Annotated in this window: 14 protein-coding genes and 1 pseudogene; 11 read left to right on the top strand and 4 right to left on the bottom strand. The window is 61.9% G+C overall.

Annotation, left to right across the window (positions count from 1 at the left end):
• Nucleotides 1-10 precede the first annotated feature (10 nt).
• From EN949_RS36415 to ftsH, 6 genes and pseudogenes are all read left to right on the top strand, one after another.
• Nucleotides 11-208: pseudogene (locus EN949_RS36415) on the top strand (four helix bundle protein); the annotation flags it as partial.
• 53 nt (nucleotides 209-261) lie between these two features.
• Complete coding sequence (locus tag EN949_RS36410; protein ID WP_245459302.1) at nucleotides 262-387, top strand: hypothetical protein; 126 nt, start codon at nucleotides 262-264, stop codon at nucleotides 385-387.
• Nucleotides 388-631: 244 nt separating this feature from the next.
• The gene (pal, locus tag EN949_RS04695; protein ID WP_013529149.1) at nucleotides 632-1,138 is read left to right on the top strand and encodes a peptidoglycan-associated lipoprotein Pal; all 507 of its coding nucleotides are present in this window, start codon (nucleotides 632-634) and stop codon (nucleotides 1,136-1,138) included.
• 220 nt (nucleotides 1,139-1,358) lie between these two features.
• Nucleotides 1,359-2,468 (top strand): tol-pal system protein YbgF, encoded by a 1,110-nt coding sequence (gene ybgF, locus EN949_RS04690; protein ID WP_024502924.1) that lies wholly within the window; start codon nucleotides 1,359-1,361, stop codon nucleotides 2,466-2,468.
• Between the two features lie 57 nt (nucleotides 2,469-2,525).
• Complete coding sequence (gene tilS / locus EN949_RS04685) at nucleotides 2,526-3,899, top strand: tRNA lysidine(34) synthetase TilS (RefSeq protein WP_127371644.1); 1,374 nt, start codon at nucleotides 2,526-2,528, stop codon at nucleotides 3,897-3,899.
• 125 nt (nucleotides 3,900-4,024) lie between these two features.
• A complete protein-coding gene (ftsH, locus tag EN949_RS04680; RefSeq protein ID WP_013529152.1) occupies nucleotides 4,025-5,953 on the top strand; it encodes an ATP-dependent zinc metalloprotease FtsH in 1,929 nt (642 codons plus the stop codon).
• Nucleotides 5,954-6,199: 246 nt separating this feature from the next.
• On the opposite strand, the gene EN949_RS04675 is transcribed toward ftsH, so the two are convergent.
• Nucleotides 6,200-6,652 carry a hypothetical protein gene (locus EN949_RS04675; RefSeq protein ID WP_013529153.1) on the bottom strand — a complete coding sequence of 151 codons (453 nt, stop codon included), beginning with the start codon at nucleotides 6,650-6,652 and terminating at the stop codon, nucleotides 6,200-6,202.
• A gap of 241 nt (nucleotides 6,653-6,893) precedes the next feature.
• Complete coding sequence (locus EN949_RS04670; RefSeq protein WP_064995907.1) at nucleotides 6,894-7,727, bottom strand: hypothetical protein; 834 nt, start codon at nucleotides 7,725-7,727, stop codon at nucleotides 6,894-6,896.
• 368 nt (nucleotides 7,728-8,095) lie between these two features.
• Here EN949_RS04670 and glmM point away from each other — a divergent pair, with 368 nt between their 5' ends.
• The 5 genes from glmM (at nucleotide 8,096) to serA (ending at nucleotide 14,645) form a co-directional block, all read left to right on the top strand.
• Nucleotides 8,096-9,448, top strand: coding sequence for a phosphoglucosamine mutase (glmM, locus tag EN949_RS04665; protein WP_013529155.1), 1,353 nt, complete (start codon nucleotides 8,096-8,098; stop codon nucleotides 9,446-9,448).
• 249 nt (nucleotides 9,449-9,697) lie between these two features.
• A complete protein-coding gene (locus tag EN949_RS04660) occupies nucleotides 9,698-10,534 on the top strand; it encodes an outer membrane protein (RefSeq protein ID WP_013529156.1) in 837 nt (278 codons plus the stop codon).
• A 207-nt stretch (nucleotides 10,535-10,741) separates the two neighbouring features.
• A complete protein-coding gene (locus tag EN949_RS04655; protein ID WP_127366076.1) occupies nucleotides 10,742-11,599 on the top strand; it encodes an outer membrane beta-barrel protein in 858 nt (285 codons plus the stop codon).
• A gap of 201 nt (nucleotides 11,600-11,800) precedes the next feature.
• Nucleotides 11,801-12,976: a phosphoserine transaminase gene (locus EN949_RS04650; protein ID WP_127366077.1), complete on the top strand. Its 1,176-nt coding sequence runs from the start codon at nucleotides 11,801-11,803 to the stop codon at nucleotides 12,974-12,976.
• A gap of 67 nt (nucleotides 12,977-13,043) precedes the next feature.
• On the top strand, nucleotides 13,044-14,645 hold the full coding sequence (gene serA, locus EN949_RS04645; protein ID WP_024502929.1) for a phosphoglycerate dehydrogenase: 1,602 nt from the start codon (nucleotides 13,044-13,046) through the stop codon (nucleotides 14,643-14,645).
• Nucleotides 14,646-14,702: 57 nt separating this feature from the next.
• On the opposite strand, the gene EN949_RS04640 is transcribed toward serA, so the two are convergent.
• The gene (locus EN949_RS04640; RefSeq protein WP_127366078.1) at nucleotides 14,703-15,167 is read right to left on the bottom strand and encodes a DUF2231 domain-containing protein; all 465 of its coding nucleotides are present in this window, start codon (nucleotides 15,165-15,167) and stop codon (nucleotides 14,703-14,705) included.
• A 152-nt stretch (nucleotides 15,168-15,319) separates the two neighbouring features.
• On the bottom strand, nucleotides 15,320-16,225 hold the full coding sequence (locus EN949_RS04635; RefSeq protein WP_063169196.1) for a DMT family transporter: 906 nt from the start codon (nucleotides 16,223-16,225) through the stop codon (nucleotides 15,320-15,322).
• Nucleotides 16,226-16,369 lie beyond the last annotated feature (144 nt).

Below are 16,369 nucleotides of genomic sequence, written 5' to 3'. Positions count from 1 at the left end.
GAACTGAAGAATGGAGAAGGCGGGCGGCCACATCAAGCGTGCGAAGGATCTAGAGGTTTATAAGCGCGCTTATGTGGTCTCTCTTGACGTGCATAAAGCTACGCTCGCCTTCCCGAAAATGGAGCAATACGCACTGGCTGATCAGTTGCGTCGCTCCAGCAAGGGAATCTGCGCCAATTTGGCTGAGGGATTTGCCAAGCAGACTCACTCCAAACCCGAATTCGCGCGGTTCATTTCGATGGCAATGGGTCATGCAGCGAAGTGGAGACGTGGATTTCCTACGCGTTCGACCTTGGATACATCAGCCAGGCACAACACGACGATTGGCTGCGATCCTATGCCCATATCTACGGCATGCTGATCAATCTGAGAGAAAAGCTGAAGTGAATTCTCTCTTCAGTTCCTCAATTCCCCAACTCTTCAATTCCTCTTTTCCATCTCTTTGTCGCGTTTTGGCCGTATTTCCGCCTAGGGTCCGCGCCAACTGTGGCTCATGGCCAATGGCTGCGGACGGGCAGCTTAAACCAAAATTTAACCGTGTTTCTTGAATGCCGGTTAACCCAAACGTGGTTACTGGGTGATCAACGAAATCACTCAAATTAGACCACTCGAATTACGAAGGAGAGGCGGCATGGGCCGTATTGCAGCACTTACCAGAAACCCGGTCATGATCGCGCTGGTGGCGATGCTCGCCATCGCCGGTTGCGCCTCGAAAAAGACGCCGAACAACGCGGCCGATCTTGGCCTTAACGGCGCCGGCGCCGCAACACCCGGATCGGCGCAGGACTTCACCGTCAACATTGGCGACCGCATCTTCTTCGATACGGACTCGACCTCGATCCGTGCCGACGCGCAGACGACGCTCTCGCGCCAGGCACAGTGGCTGAACCAGTACAAGCAGTATGCCATTGTGGTCGAAGGCCATGCCGACGAACGCGGAACGCGCGAATACAATCTGGCGCTCGGCGCCCGCCGCGCCGCCGCTACCCGTGACTTCCTTGTCGCCAAGGGCGTCTCGGCCAGCCGTCTCAAGACCATTTCCTACGGCAAGGAACGTCCGGTCGCGGTTTGCGACGACATCTCTTGCTGGTCGCAGAATCGCCGCGCGGTCACTACGCTTAGCGGCGCTGGCTCCTGAGGCATCATGGACCGGCGCGTCAAAGGACGCGTGGCCGTCTAGCGGTAAAAATGCAACATACTTGTGCGAAAGGCGGCCTTGGGGCCGCCTTTTTCATATCCGGATGCCCGAAACAAAATTTGGCCGAAGTCTCGGCTCCTGCTATGAGCCGAGGGCGCTTGGCTGGTCCCATTCTGATTGGAAGGCGCGAACAAGCTAACGAAATCACTGCGAGAGGCACATGCATTTGAGATCGGTTCTGAGCGGCACGCTTGCGCTGCTGCTCCTATCAGGCGTCACCGCCCTGGCTAGCGGCACCGGGGCGAGCGGCACAGGGCAATCAACCGACAGCGGCTTTACCTTCCATCTTCCCACTATCGAATTGCCCAGCTTTTTTGGCCAAAAGAAGAAACCGGACCAGGTTCAGCTGGTGCAGTCCGATCCTACCGCTGTCACCAGCCTGGAAGAGCAGCTGCGGCAGATGAACGGCAAGATCGAGGAACTCAATTTCCAGGTCCTGCAAATGCAGGAGCAGATCCGCAAGCAGCAGGAAGATAATGAATTCCGCTTCCAGCAGCTGGAAGGTGGCGGCACGCAAGGCGGGCAGCCGCCGGCGCAGAAGAAATCGGACGCCACCACCGGCACCGACAACAACGTGGCGGCGGCCCCGGCAACACGGGCGCCGGCCGATGCCGGCGCCGAGCCCGCCAACGATCAATCGGCAGTCGGCAAGACGGTCGAGGACGTCATCGTCGAATCTCCGGATGGCGACCCCGGCAAGGTTATTCCCGGTACGGGAGCGCCGGAAAAGACCTTCGGCAGCATCACCGTCGACAAGAACGGCAATGTCATCGATGCCGGCGGCAACACACAATCGACCGCGCCGGCGCAGGATACCGCGCCAGTCGCCGGGGCGGCGCCCAAGGCCGGCAAATCCGATACGGTGGTCGCGGCGTTGCCTGCCACCAACAATCCGGAAGAGCTCTACCGCAACTCATACCAGTTCATCCTCTCGGGCGACTACGGCACCGCCGAGCAGGGTTTTCGCGACCACATCGCCCGCTTCCCCAAGGATGCGAAGGCCGCGGATGCGCATTACTGGCTGGGCGAGTCATTGCTCGGCCAGCAGAAATACCGCGATGCGGCCGAGACGTTCCTTGCCGCCAGCAAGGACTACCCCAAGGCCAAGAAAGCTCCCGACATGTTGCTGAAGCTCGGCGTGTCGCTGGTCGGCCTCAAGCAGCATGACGTTGCCTGCGCCACTTTCAGCGAGGTCGGCAAGCGCTACCCCGATATTTCCAGCGCGCTCAAGGAACGCGTCAAGCAGGAGAAGGCTCTGGCTGCCTGCTGATCCTTGTCATACATGTCGTTGTCCTGAAACCGGGATCACTTTTGGGCGACATGCATCATGCTCGACACCGAGCCGGACCTTTCGACTAACCCTTTTTCGCATATCGATTTTACCAGCGGCGCTGTTGCGGCCCTGTCCGGCGGCAGCGACTCGACCGCCCTGCTCCTTCTCCTCAAACACCATCTCGACCGTAGGGCGCCGGCAACCAAGCTGCTGGCGGTGACGATCGACCACGGTTTGCGGTCCGGTTCGGCTGCGGAAGCGCAAACAGTGGCGAAGCTGTGCGCCAGGCTCGGAATTTCACACCGCATCCTGACATGGTCGGGTCCAAAGCCATCGACCGGTCTGCCCGCCGCCGCTCGCGAGGCGCGCTACCGGCTGCTAGCCGAGGCGGCACAAGCGGAAGGCATCGGCATGATCCTCACCGGCCATACCGCCGACGACCAGGCGGAAACGGTGCTGATGCGGCACGCGCGGGACGAGGGCCAAGGCCATGCCGGAATGGCCGGCCGGGGACTTGCCGGCATGGCACCGGCCACCCTCTATGACTGGCGCATCTGGATCGTGCGGCCGCTCCTCGGCGTGCGGCGCGCGGTATTGCGCGACGTCCTGCGCCGTCAAAATGTCGGCTGGGCTGACGATCCGACCAATGTCGACGCGGCTTTCGAGCGGCCGCGTGTGCGGGCCGCACTTGCCGGCGAGAGTGTCGAGCATGTGAAGGGCATGTTGATGCTCGCGGGCCAGGCCGCCCTCGAGCGCAGGCAGCTTGGCGCCAGCGCAGCCGGTTTGATCGATGGCTTCGCCAGCCAGCCAGCCATCGGCCTCATCCGCCTCGACCCGTGCCTGCTCTCCTCCGGTGACGAGCAGGCGGCCGTCTATGCGTTGCGCATCCTTCTGGCCACGACCGGCGGGATTGCCTTCCTGCCGGATCAGGCCCGCAGCGAGGCTCTGTTCGGTCGGCTGAGGGCTGGATTTCTTTGCGCCACATTGTCGCGGACGGTTGTCGATTCCCGGCGCTCCGGCATATTCCTGCGCCGCGAGGCGCGCGGACTGCCCGCCGCCGCTGCCGCCACCGGCAGCACCCTGTGGGACGGCCGCCGGCACATCACATTGAACGACAGCAGCAGCGCATTGTTGATTGCCCCGTTAGGCGCGGCAGCGGCGAAGCGGCTGGCGACGGGTGAAGGAAAAACCCCGTCGAGCCTGATGCGCGCCGCGCTCGCGGCCGAACCGGCGGTGTGGCAGGCCGGTGAATGCCTTGGTTTGCCTGGATATGGACTGAAGTCCGCGATGGTGGAAGCGCGGCCGGTCGTTGCCCCCTTCGGCCGCTTCCTGCCATCCTTCGACCTAGCGCCGGCGCGGGCCGTCGCCGGGCTGATTGGCGCGGCCCCGGTCCCGCCCTTGCCTTTCAGCGGCCACAGTGCCGGCTGATGGTTGCGCGAAAGCTTAACCCAGACGTGCTGTTCTGCTTGGCAAGGGGGGACGCTCTCCCTATGTTAGGCGCAAGTTTCCTCTCATGACGCGTGTCTGCCTCGCGGACGCCAACGGGACAATTGATGAATCCGAACTATCGCAACCTCGCGCTTTGGGCGATCATAGCGGTCCTGCTCATAGCCCTGTTCAATCTGTTCCAGACGCCGCAGACGCGAGGGGCTTCCAGCGATGTGCCTTATTCGCAGTTCCTGCAGGATGTCGCGGCCGGGCGGGTCAAGACGGTGACCATTGCTGGCGCTCGTATCAGCGGCACCTACACCGACAATTCCAGCGGTTTCCAGACCTATTCGCCCGGCGATCCTTCGCTGGTCTCGCGGCTGCAGGACAAGAACGTCACCATCAATGCACGGCCTGAAACGGACGGTTCCAATTCGCTGTTCGGCTATTTGATCTCCTGGCTGCCGATGATCCTCATCCTCGGCGTCTGGATATTCTTCATGCGCCAGATGCAGTCCGGCTCCGGCCGCGCGATGGGCTTCGGCAAATCGAAGGCCAAGCTGCTCACCGAAGCGCATGGCCGCGTCACTTTCCAGGACGTTGCCGGCGTCGACGAAGCCAAGGAAGATCTGGAAGAGATCGTCGAGTTCCTGCGCGATCCGCAGAAGTTCCAGCGGCTCGGCGGCAAGATTCCGCGCGGCGTGCTGCTCGTCGGCCCTCCGGGAACCGGCAAGACGCTGCTCGCGCGCTCGGTTGCCGGCGAAGCCAATGTGCCGTTCTTCACCATTTCCGGTTCTGACTTCGTCGAGATGTTCGTCGGCGTCGGTGCAAGCCGCGTCCGCGACATGTTCGATCAGGCCAAGAAGAACGCGCCCTGCATCATCTTCATCGACGAAATCGACGCAGTCGGCCGTCATCGCGGCGCCGGCCTCGGCGGCGGCAATGACGAACGCGAGCAGACGCTGAACCAGCTGCTGGTCGAGATGGACGGCTTCGAATCCAACGAAAGCATCATCCTGATCGCTGCCACCAACCGGCCCGACGTGCTCGATCCGGCGCTGCTCCGGCCAGGCCGCTTCGACCGCCAGGTCGTGGTGCCGAACCCTGACATCGTCGGCCGCGAGAAGATCCTCAAGGTGCATGTGCGCAACGTGCCGCTGGCGCCCAATGTCGACCTCAAGGTGATCGCGCGCGGCACGCCTGGCTTCTCCGGCGCCGACCTGATGAACCTCGTCAACGAATCCGCGCTGATGGCGGCACGACGCAACAAGCGCCTCGTCACCATGGCTGAATTCGAGGACGCTAAGGACAAGATCATGATGGGCGCCGAGCGCCGCTCGTCGGCCATGACGCAGGCCGAGAAGGAGCTGACCGCCTACCATGAGGCCGGCCACGCCATTCTCGCGCTCAACGTGCCGTCGGCCGATCCGCTGCACAAGGCCACCATCATCCCGCGCGGCCGCGCGCTCGGCATGGTCATGCAGTTGCCGGAAGGCGACCGCTATTCGATGAGCTACAAATACATGATCTCGCGGCTCGCCATCATGATGGGCGGCCGTGTCGCCGAGGAGTTCAAGTTCGGCAAGGAGAACATCACCTCCGGAGCTTCTTCGGATATCGAGCAGGCGACCAAGCTGGCGCGTGCCATGGTCACGCGCTGGGGCTTTTCCGACAAGCTCGGCCATGTCGCCTATGGCGACAACCAGGAAGAAGTGTTCCTTGGCCATTCGGTGGCACGCACGCAGAACGTCTCGGAAGAAACGGCGCAGATCATCGACGCCGAAGTGCGCCGCCTGATCGATGAGGCCTATTCGTCGGCGAAGTCCATCCTGACCAAGAAGAAGAAGGAATGGATCGCGCTGGCGCAGGGCCTGCTGGAATACGAGACGCTGTCCGGCGAGGAGATCAAGCAGTTGATCGCCGGCCACAAGCCCGCACGCGACCTCGGCGACGATACGCCGCCAAGTCGTGGCTCGGCCGTGCCGAAGTCCGGCGGCCGCCGCAAGAAGGGTCCTGAGCCCGAAGGCGGTATGGAACCACAGCCGTCGAGCTGAGCTTGACCAACGATTTCATCGAACGCCGCGGCTTGTTCCGCGGCGTTTTTTGTTTTTGGCGTTGGGGAGGAGTTGTCCGCGACCTCGCATCTGCGACGGTGACGATTGGCGAAAGCCTAGGTGATAGCCAATCTCCCCCACAAGGGGGAGATTGGCAACGTCGCCGCTGGCGTGCCCTCGAAGGCAACAAAAAGGCCCGCGAACCCTGCGGTTCGCAGGCCTTCTCTTCTTCAGATGTCTTGTCGCTCAGCTCTTCAGCTTGGCATTGCACAGGCTGTAATAACCGCCGCCCTTCTGGATCCAGCGAAGGCCGTTCAACGTGCCCGCGTCCTTGTTGCCATGGTAGCCCTGGAGACAGGTCTTCATGCGCGCCTTCGCGGGCTTTTCGGTCTTGAACTCGGCGGCCAGCGTGGTCGGAAATGTCACGCCCGCGGGCGCTACAGTGGGGGCGACCGCCGCGCTGGTTTCCTTTTTCGTCTGCGGCTCGGTTTTGACCGTATCCTCGCTGACACTGTCCGCTGCTGATGTCGCGCACTTCTCCTTGCGAAAAGCCGTCCAGTCCATGCCGTTCAGAGTGCCGCCTTCCTTGGCTGTTCGATAGGTCTCGCCGCATTCCTTCATCGTCAGTGCGCTTGCGGGGGCGACGCTCCAAGCGACAAATGCGGTCGCAGCCAATACCGCCAATTTCAAACCGTGCATAAGACCCTCCTGGTTGATAATAAGTTTGACGTCTTTTTGTATATGGTTTGTTCTCTATATGTTCAACCAGAATCTTTACGGACTACCGATGAGCTTGGCGGTGGGCAGTGTAGGCGAATTGATGATGCCGGCAGCCGGCGACATGCAGATGCGAGCAAGGCAGTGTGCGTCTTCGCGCAACAAAAAAGGCCCGCGCATCTTGCGATGCGCGGGCCTTTGTTTGGAGACTATGGCTAAGCGATCAGCCCTTCAGCTTGGCATTGCACAGGCTGTAGAAGCCGCCGCCCTTCTGGATCCACTTCAGGCCGCCGAGCGCGTTGGCGTCCTTGAGGACATAGTACTGGTCGAGGCAGGTGTGCATGCGGCCCTTTCCGGGGGTCTCGCTGGCATATTTCGCCGAGATCGCGGACGGGAACTTGACGCCCTTGGGCGCAGCCGTCGTCGGCTTCGCCGGCTCCTTGGTGTAGCTCGCCTCGTCGGCGGCCGGCACGGTGTCGTCATCCGAGGCGGCTGCGCCGCACTCGGTCTTGCGGAAGTCGTTCCACTTCATGCCGTTCAGCGTGTTGGCCGTCTTGGCGGCCTGATATTTGGTGCTGCATTCGGCCATGCTCAGACCCTTGCCGCCATTGTCTGCGGGAGCGGCGGGAGCCGCGGCGGCCTTGGTGGTCGCCGGCTTGGCGGCGGCAGCGGCGGATGCACCGGCGGCGCATTCGGATTTGCGGAAGTCGTTCCACTTCATGCCGTTCAGCGTGCCGGCAGCCTTCGCCGCCTGATACTTGGTGCTGCATTCCTTAGCCGTCAGGCCCTTGGCCGTGCTGTCGTCCGCCGCGGCAGCCTTCGTGGTGTCGGTCGCTTTCTTGGCATCGGCCGGCTTGGCGTCGGTCGTCGCTGCGGCGTCGGTGCCGCACTGAGCCTTGCGGAACTGGTTCCAGGTCGCTCCGGCCAGTGTCCCCGCATCCTTGGCGGCGTTATACTTCGTGCTGCACTCGGCCATCGTCAGTGCGTTGGCTGGCGCGGCCAGGAACAAGGTCGCGACGGCGAGGCCGGTCAAAGTGGCAAGTCGGTGGATGAGCATAGCGTTTCTCCGTTGCAGCAGCCCATGATACGTCCCTGCAAATCAATAACGCTCAACGGTCGGTTGCGCCAGATGCTAAGTGGCGTATATATCGCCGAAAATCGGCTTCTCCCGATAAGGTGATGAAATCGTTGTCCGTTGCCTGGGTCAGAGCAAGATTTTCCTGGTGCATCCGCGCTGAAAGGCTCGAATGACTTGTATATTGCAGCATGGCAGTCTGGGCATGTCAGGTTGCGGCCACGTTGTGTGCAGTGCACAACAATGGTTTTCTAAGGATTGGTAACGTATAATCACACAATGTGATCATAGCGCCCTGGCCACTTGTGGCATGACGTGCCGGGGAAGAAACGTCGAGGAAGCTGACTGGCATGGCAGGGAATTATTTCGGCACGGACGGCATTCGCGGACGCGCCAACAAGTTTCCGATGACCGCTGAAATCGCGATGCGGGTCGGCATGGCCGCCGGCCTTTCCTTCCAGCGCGGCAGCCATCGACATCGTGTCGTGCTCGGCAAGGACACCAGGCTTTCCGGTTATATGATCGAGAATGCCATGGTCGCCGGTCTTTGTGCCGCCGGCATGGATGTGTTCCTGCTCGGCCCGATCCCGACGCCGGCTGTCGCCATGCTGGTGCGTTCGCTGCGCGCCGATATCGGCGTCATGATCTCGGCCTCGCACAACCCCTATTACGACAACGGCATCAAGCTGTTCGGACCCGACGGCTACAAGCTCTCCGACGAGATCGAGGAGCGCATCGAGAGCATGCTCGACAGGGATATCGAACTGGCGCTCGCCGATTCCGACGGGCTTGGCCGCGCCAAGCGCGTCGACGGCGTGCATGACCGCTACATCGAATTCGCCAAGCGCACCTTGCCGCGCTCGATGTCGCTCGCGGGCTTGAGGATCGTCGTCGATTGCGCCAATGGCGCGGCCTACAAGGTGGCGCCCGAGGCGCTGTGGGAACTGGGCGCCGAAGTCGTCGCCATCAATGTCGAGCCCAACGGCTTCAACATCAACAAGGAATGCGGCTCGACCCACCCGGCCGGCCTGCAAAAGAAGGTGCACGAAGTGCGCGCCGATATCGGCATCGCGCTCGACGGCGACGCCGATCGCGTCGTCATCGTCGATGAAAACGGCGCGATCGTCGATGGTGACCAGATCATGGCGCTGATCGCCGAATCCTGGCACCAGAGCGGGCGGCTTGCCGGCGGCGGTGTCGTCTCAACCGTCATGTCCAATCTGGGCCTCGAACGCTTCCTCGGCGACATGAAGCTGCAATTGCACCGCACCAAGGTCGGCGACCGTTATGTCGTCGAGCATATGCGCGCGCACGGGCTGAATGTCGGCGGCGAACAGTCGGGCCATATCGTGCTGTCTGACTTTTCGACCACCGGCGACGGCCTGGTTTCGGCGCTGCAGGTGCTGGCCTGCATCAAGCGGCAGGGCCGGCCGGTCAGCGAACTGTCGAAGAAATTCGAACCCGTGCCGCAGCTCCTGAAGAACGTTCACATTTCCGGCGGCAAGCCGCTCGAGGAGGCGCCGGTCAAGGCCGCCATCGAAGACGCGCGTAGCCGGCTCGGCAAGACCGGACGGCTGGTTATCCGGCCATCCGGGACAGAGCCGCTGATCCGCGTGATGGCCGAGGGCGACGACCCGCAACTGGTCGAGTCCGTGGTGAATGGCATCGTGGACATCATCTCGGAAACGCGCAGCGCCGCCTGACCCCCACAGCGCCCGGCAGGACGTCGTCGCCTGAACCTGTCCAAGCCCCGCCTCTCGGCGGGCTTTTTCTTGTCGGCTCCCAGTCTGTTCGCTGTTCGGAAATCTCGCGCCGGTCCCCAGAAGTTTCGAGATTCGTGGTTAAGCAACAGGGTTAAACGCCTTTTAACCTTTGCAATTCATTATCCACGACTGAAAGCCAATCGCATTTCGGGCGGGTTTGCCGTTCCGAGCTTCTCAGGGGTGACAAGCATGTTCAAGACAGCAAGAAAGGCCCTGCTCGCCTTACTGTTCGCAGGCCTGGCGGGGCCGTTGTTCGCGGCCGACCTGCCGGAACCGATCGTCGAAGAGGCTCCGCCTCAGGCCGTCTACGAGCAGCCGGTAGAAGTCGGCGGCTGGTATATCCGTGGCGACATCGACTATCACAAGTCGACCGTGCGCGGCATCGACTATATGACCTACACCGTCGATCCCTGTAACTGTACGGTTACGCCCGGCACCAGAAGCTTCGATTTCGGCAAGCTCAAGGGCGGTTTCTCGCTCGGCGCCGGCGTCGGCTACAAGATCAACGATCACTTCCGGACCGATTTGACCGCCGACTATTGGTTCAAGTCGAACTTCAACGGCGGCACCTCGGACATCAACGGTACTTCGACCGAAGTATCGAAGATGAGCGCCCTGCTACTGCTTGCCAACGCCTATGTCGATCTCGGCACCTACCATGGCATCACGCCTTACGTTGGCGCCGGCATCGGCGGCGCCCGCGTCAAGTGGGATGATGTCTACGACCCGAACACCACCGAGTTCAATCCCGGCAGATCAAGCTGGCGTTTCGCCTACGGTCTGATGGCCGGCGCTTCGTACTGCTTGACCGACAAGATCATTCTCGATGCCGGCTACCGCTTCTCCCATATCCAGGGCGGCCGCATGTTCGACTGGAACATCACCAGCTCCGGTCCCGGCTTCGATCGTGGCATCAACACACACGAAGTGCGCGGTGGCCTGCGTTACCAGTTCGGTGGCAACAACGGTTGCGCCGCGCCGGTCGTTGCCTACCAGCCCGAACCCGAGCCGATCTACACCAAGTAACAGCATCTACATTACTTGAATTCTTCACAAACCGCCCGGCCTCAGCCGGGCGGTTTTTCGTTGGCCGCCTGGAATCGACAGGGGAAATGAATTCGCTAACGCTCTGTTAGCCTTAACCGCCACTTAACCACTATGGTTAACAATGCTCCTTGAAACGATGGCTGCCGCTGCGATTGCGGGCTGCGCCAAATTCGGGAGTCGGGGACCATGAAACTTACATCGCGTATGGCGCTGGCGCTCGGTGCACTAACCCTCCTGCCGCTGACGCCGGTGCACGCGGCCGATTATGACCCGCCGATCTATGTCGACCAGGCGCCCGACTACGTCCCGGTCGAGGTCGGCTCCGGCTGGTATCTGCGCGGTGATCTCGGCTATGCCTTCAACAAGCCCTATGAATTTTCGGAAACTCCGGCCGGTCTGGTTACGGACACCAGCCCGCTGTCTGGTTCGATAGGTATGGGCTATCATTTCAACGATTACTTCCGCGGTGAATTGAATTTCGGTCTGCTGCCGACAAGCAAATTCGCCAGCAAATTCGACAGTACTTGCGATGGAACGCAGACGGTGACTGTCACCAGCGGTGGCAGCACAAGCGCGTTCGCCGGCCCAAGCACCCGTGGATGCGAAGGCTCCAACGACGGCAACAACAAGGCCTACGATGTGATGGCCAGCGCCTTTGTCGACCTGGGCACTTATGTCGGCTTCACGCCCTATGTCGGAGGCGGTGTCGGCATAGCGTACAGCACCTACAAGTACGCTCAAGGCGCTCGCAACTGTCAGAATTCATCGACAACATCAGGTACAACCACGACCATCTTTGAATGCGACGATCCAAACGGCTATGATGGGACGACGCAGTCGGAGAAGCAGTTCAGCTTCGCCTATACGCTCGGCGCCGGCTTTGCTTATCAGGTCAGCAAGAATGTTGCAGTCGATGTCGGCTATCAATACACGGCTCTGCCTTCCGCGAAATACGTGACAGCAGACGCTGTCGGCAACCCTGAGTTCAAAAAGGGCCTCGATTATCATCAGGTCAAGGTCGGGCTGCGCTACGATCTCTGGTAGGCGCGGCGAGTACGAGGACCAGGACGGCGGATCTTTCGGGGTCCGCCGTTTGCGTTTGAAGTCACGACATCCTGATCAGGATCGCCGGTATCCCGGCAACGACAAAAACTTTCCTCTTGACGCCTGAAGCCCGAACGAATATCGCCGTCCGTGGGCCACCCCTCCCCAACGAGGGGCCACTATCTGGAAGGATAGACCACGATGACGACGCATACGAAGCCCGGACTCCGTCCGGCAAACCCCAATTTCTCCTCAGGTCCCTGCGCAAAGCGCCCCGGCTGGTCGGTCGAGGCGCTAAGAAATGCTGCGCTCGGCCGTTCCCACCGCGCCAAGATCGGCAAGACCAAGCTCGAACAGGCGATCGAGCTGACGCGGGAGATTCTCCAGGTCCCGGCGGGTTACCGCATCGGCATCGTGCCGGCGTCGGACACCGGTGCGGTCGAGATGGCGCTGTGGTCGCTGCTCGGCGAGCGCGGCGTCGACATGGTCGCCTGGGAGAGCTTTGGCTCCGGCTGGGTCACCGACGTGGTCAAGCAATTGAAGCTCGCCGACGTGCGCAACATCGAAGCCGGCTACGGCGAACTGCCTGATCTCACCAAGATCGATTTCGACCGCGATGTGGTGTTCACCTGGAACGGCACCACGTCGGGCGTTCGCGTGCCGAACGGCGATTTCATTCCCGCGGACCGCAAGGGCCTGACCGTCTGCGATGCGACTTCCGCCGCATTCGCGCAGAGGCTCGACTTCGAAAAACTCGATGTCGTCACTTTCTCCTGGCAGAAGGTGCTGGGCGGCGAGGGCGCTCACGGCATGCTGATCCTGTCGCCTCGCGCCGTCGAGCGGCTGGAAACCTACAAGCCCTCATGGCCGCTGCCGAAAATTTTCCGCCTGACCTCAGGCGGCAAGCTGATCGAAGGCATCTTCAAGGGCGAGACCATCAACACTCCCTCGATGCTGTGCGTCGAGGATTACCTCGATGCGCTCAACTGGGCGAAGTCGACCGGCGGCCTCGACGCGCTGATCGCCAGGGCGGATGCCAATGCGGCCGTCATCGATCGCTTTGTCGGCAAGTCCTCCTGGCTCGGTCATCTCGCCGTCCAGCCGGCGACACGGTCGAACACGTCCGTCTGCCTGTCCTTCACCGATCCGGACGTGTCCGCGCTCGACGCCGACGGGCAGGCGGCCTTCGCCAAGGGGCTGGTGTCGGTGCTCGACAAGGAAGGCGTCGCCTATGATATCGGTGCCTATCGCGACGCACCGCCCGGCCTGCGCATCTGGTGCGGCGCGACGGTCGAGACGTCGGATCTCGAAGCGCTGCTGCCCTGGCTCGACTGGGCATTCGCCGCACAGAAGGCGTCGCTCAAAGCGGCGGCCTGAGATCGTTCGCGGCGGCCTTCGGGCCGCCCACTCCCATCAGGATCAAATCCATTTCAAGGAGGCCGCCATGGCGCCCCGCGTTCTCGTCTCAGACAAACTCTCCCCCACCGCCGTGCAAATCTTCAAGGATCGTGGCGTCGAGGTCGACTATCTGCCCGATCTCGGCAAGGACAAGGATAAGCTCGCCGAAGTGATCGGCCAGTATGATGGCCTCGCCATCCGCTCGGCGACCAAGGTCACCGAAAAGCTGATCAACGCCGCTACCAATCTCAAAGTCATCGGCCGCGCCGGCATCGGCGTCGACAATGTCGATATCCCGGCGGCAAGCCGCAAGGGCATCATCGTGATGAACACGCCCTTCGGCAACTCGATCACCACAGCCGAACATGCGGTGGCGATGATCTTTGCGCTGGCGCGCCAGATCCCTGAAGCCAACGCCTCGACCCATGCCGGCAAATGGGAAAAGAACCGCTTCATGGGCGTCGAGATAACCGGCAAGACGCTGGGCGTCATCGGTTGCGGCAACATCGGTTCGATCGTCGCGACGCGCGGCGTTGGCCTCAAGATGCACGTCATCGCCTTCGATCCGTTCCTGTCGGACAGCCGTGCCGAGGAGCTTGGCGTCGACAAGGTCGAGCTCGACGAGCTGTTCGCCCGCGCCGATTTCATCACCCTGCACACGCCGCTGACCGACAAGACGCGCAACATCATCGATGCCGCGGCGATCGCCAAGATGAAGAAGGGCGTGCGCATCATCAATTGCGCACGCGGCGGTCTGATCGTCGAGGCCGATCTGGTCGCAGCGCTGAAGAGTGGCAAGGTGGCCGGCGCCGGCGTCGACGTCTTCGAGGTCGAACCGGCCGAGAACAACGAACTGTTCGGCATGGAGAATGTGGTGGCGACGCCGCATCTCGGCGCCTCGACGACGGAGGCCCAGGAGAATGTCGCGCTGCAGGTTGCCGAGCAGATGGCCGACTATCTGATCAAGGGCGCCGTCTCCAACGCCATCAACATGCCGTCGATCACCGCCGAGGAGGCGCCGCGGCTGAAGCCGTTCGTCAAGCTCGCCGAGGTGCTCGGCGCCTTTGTCGGCCAGGTCACCGAAGATCCGATCAAGGAGGTGGAGATCCTGTTCGACGGCTCGACCGCGACGATGAACACGCGCGCGCTGATCAGTGCAGCACTCGCCGGGCTGATCCGGCCTCAGGTCTCGGACGTCAACATGGTGTCGGCGCCGATCATGGTGAAGGAGCGCGGCATCATCGTGGCCGAGGTCAAGCGCGACAAGTCGGGCGTGTTCGACGGCTATATCAAGCTGACGGTGAAGACCGAGCACATGACGCGCTCGATCGCCGGCACATGCTTCTCGGATGGCAAGCCACGCTTCATCCAGATCAAGGGCATCAACCTCGATGCCGAGGTCGGCCAGCACATGCTCTACACCACAAATGCGGACGCGCCGGGCATCATCGGCCTGCTCGGCACCGTCTGCGGCGAGAATGGCGTCAACATCGCCAACTTCCAGCTCGGCCGCAACCGGCCGGGCGGCGATGCCATAGCGCTGCTCTATCTCGACGCGCCGTTCCCGGAAGCCGTGCTGGAAAAGGTCAAGGCGCACAAGTCGATCGACTCGGCCAAGCGGCTGCAGTTCGACGTCAACGCGATGTGATTGAGGACAGGCGGTCTCCGACCCACCTCGTTGGCGCCGGCCGCCGCGGCGGCCGGTTCATGTCAACTCGTCCGAGCCATCGGAGACACCCACGCGATGTCGGTAGACCAGTTCCCAGCCCTTCCAGCCCGTAAACAGCAGGATGAGAACCACGATCAGCGATAGGACGATGCCGGTTGGCATCACGGCCGCCGCTCCGCCGGCATACCGCGAGTACCAGTTGTAAAGCTCGATCAACACGACGAGTACATTGCCGCCAGCATGGAGCCATGCCGTCGTGAGATTGCGGACCTGAACATCGCCGAGAACGTCCGTCAAGCCAGCAAGCGCGGCCAGGGCAGCCATGATCAGGCCTGCGCCGAGAAGCCAAAGCGACCCGGTGAACCATCCGGGATCGGCTGTTCGCCAGAAGATAAGGTCGCAAACGAAGGTGCCGACAAAAAAGGCAATCGGAAACGGAATCAGCATCGGGTGGATAGGGTGACCAGCAATGCTTGCCGTGCTGCGAGGGTTGTGGCTCATCATGTCGCCTCCCTGGCGTTCAAACTCCGCTGGAGGTGAAATGTTCCAAGTAGGGGACGCGGCAGGATTCATGCCGCTGTTTCCGCGCCATTGGCGAAGTCCAGGCCGTTCGCGTGATTACCGCGACGGCGGAGGGCCTCAGCCGCCAAATGTCATCCGCGGTGGTCCGCCACCGCCATCTTGCGCCCGCTGTATTCGGCAAGCCCGATGCCGCCCAGCACGAGCACCAAGGCCAGCGCCTGATAGAGCTGGAACGTCTCGCCGACGATCAGCACCGACAGCAGCGTGCCGAAGATCGGCACCAGATTGATGAACAGGCCGGCGCGGTTGGCGCCGATCAGCTCGTTGCCCCTGATGTAGAAGATCTGCGAAACGACCGAGGCGCCGATCGCCGTATAGACGATGACGGTCCAGCCGCGCGCGTCGGGCATGATGACCTTGCCGGCGAGGACCTCCCACAGGAAGAACGGCAACGAGGTGACGAGTGCCGAAACCGACAGGGCCAGCATCAGGCTCTGCCAGTGCATCACCGGCTTCAGCCGCAACCCCACCGAATAGCCGCTGTAGAGAAAGACTGCGACCAGCATGATGGCGTCACCGAAATTGAGTTCCAGCGTCAACAGCCGGCGCGGGTCGCCATGGCAGGCGGTGAGGATCACGCCGGCGACGGTCAGCACGACGCCGACAATCTGCGCCCAGTTCACGCGCAGGCGGAAGAAGACGAAATTGGCAGTCATGATCAGGATCGGCATCGCCGCCTGTTCGATCGAGACATTGATCGCTGTCGTGTAGTTGAGCGCCGTGTAGAAGATGGTGTTGAACAGGGTGAAGCCGCTGGCGCCGAGGGCGACCAGCACGAACCAGTGCTTGCGGACTACCGGCCAGTCCTTCTGGATGGTCTTCCAGCCGATGGGCAGCATGATCGCCACGGCCAGCACCCAGCGCAGGAAGACCAGCGTCATCGGCGAGACGTGATCGACCGCCAGCTTGCCGGCCACCGAATTTCCACCCCAAAGCAAGGTGGTGAGCAGCAGGAATATGTAGGCGCTTCGATGCATCGCGGGATTCCAGTCGCCGGAGCTGCGGTGTTTGCCGGCCTATTGCCCTCGCTCGCCCAAGTAAATGATGTCAAAGCCGAAAATTGTTGTGCCTCAGGGCATTTTCGACGGCAAAGAAAGGTCGCGCTCGCGAGGTCTTGACGT

Source organism: Mesorhizobium sp. M7A.F.Ca.US.007.01.2.1, from assembly GCF_003998165.1.
GTDB classification, from domain to species: Bacteria; Pseudomonadota; Alphaproteobacteria; order Rhizobiales; family Rhizobiaceae; genus Mesorhizobium; species Mesorhizobium ciceri.
This window is presented reverse-complemented; position numbering and strand designations above follow the sequence as displayed.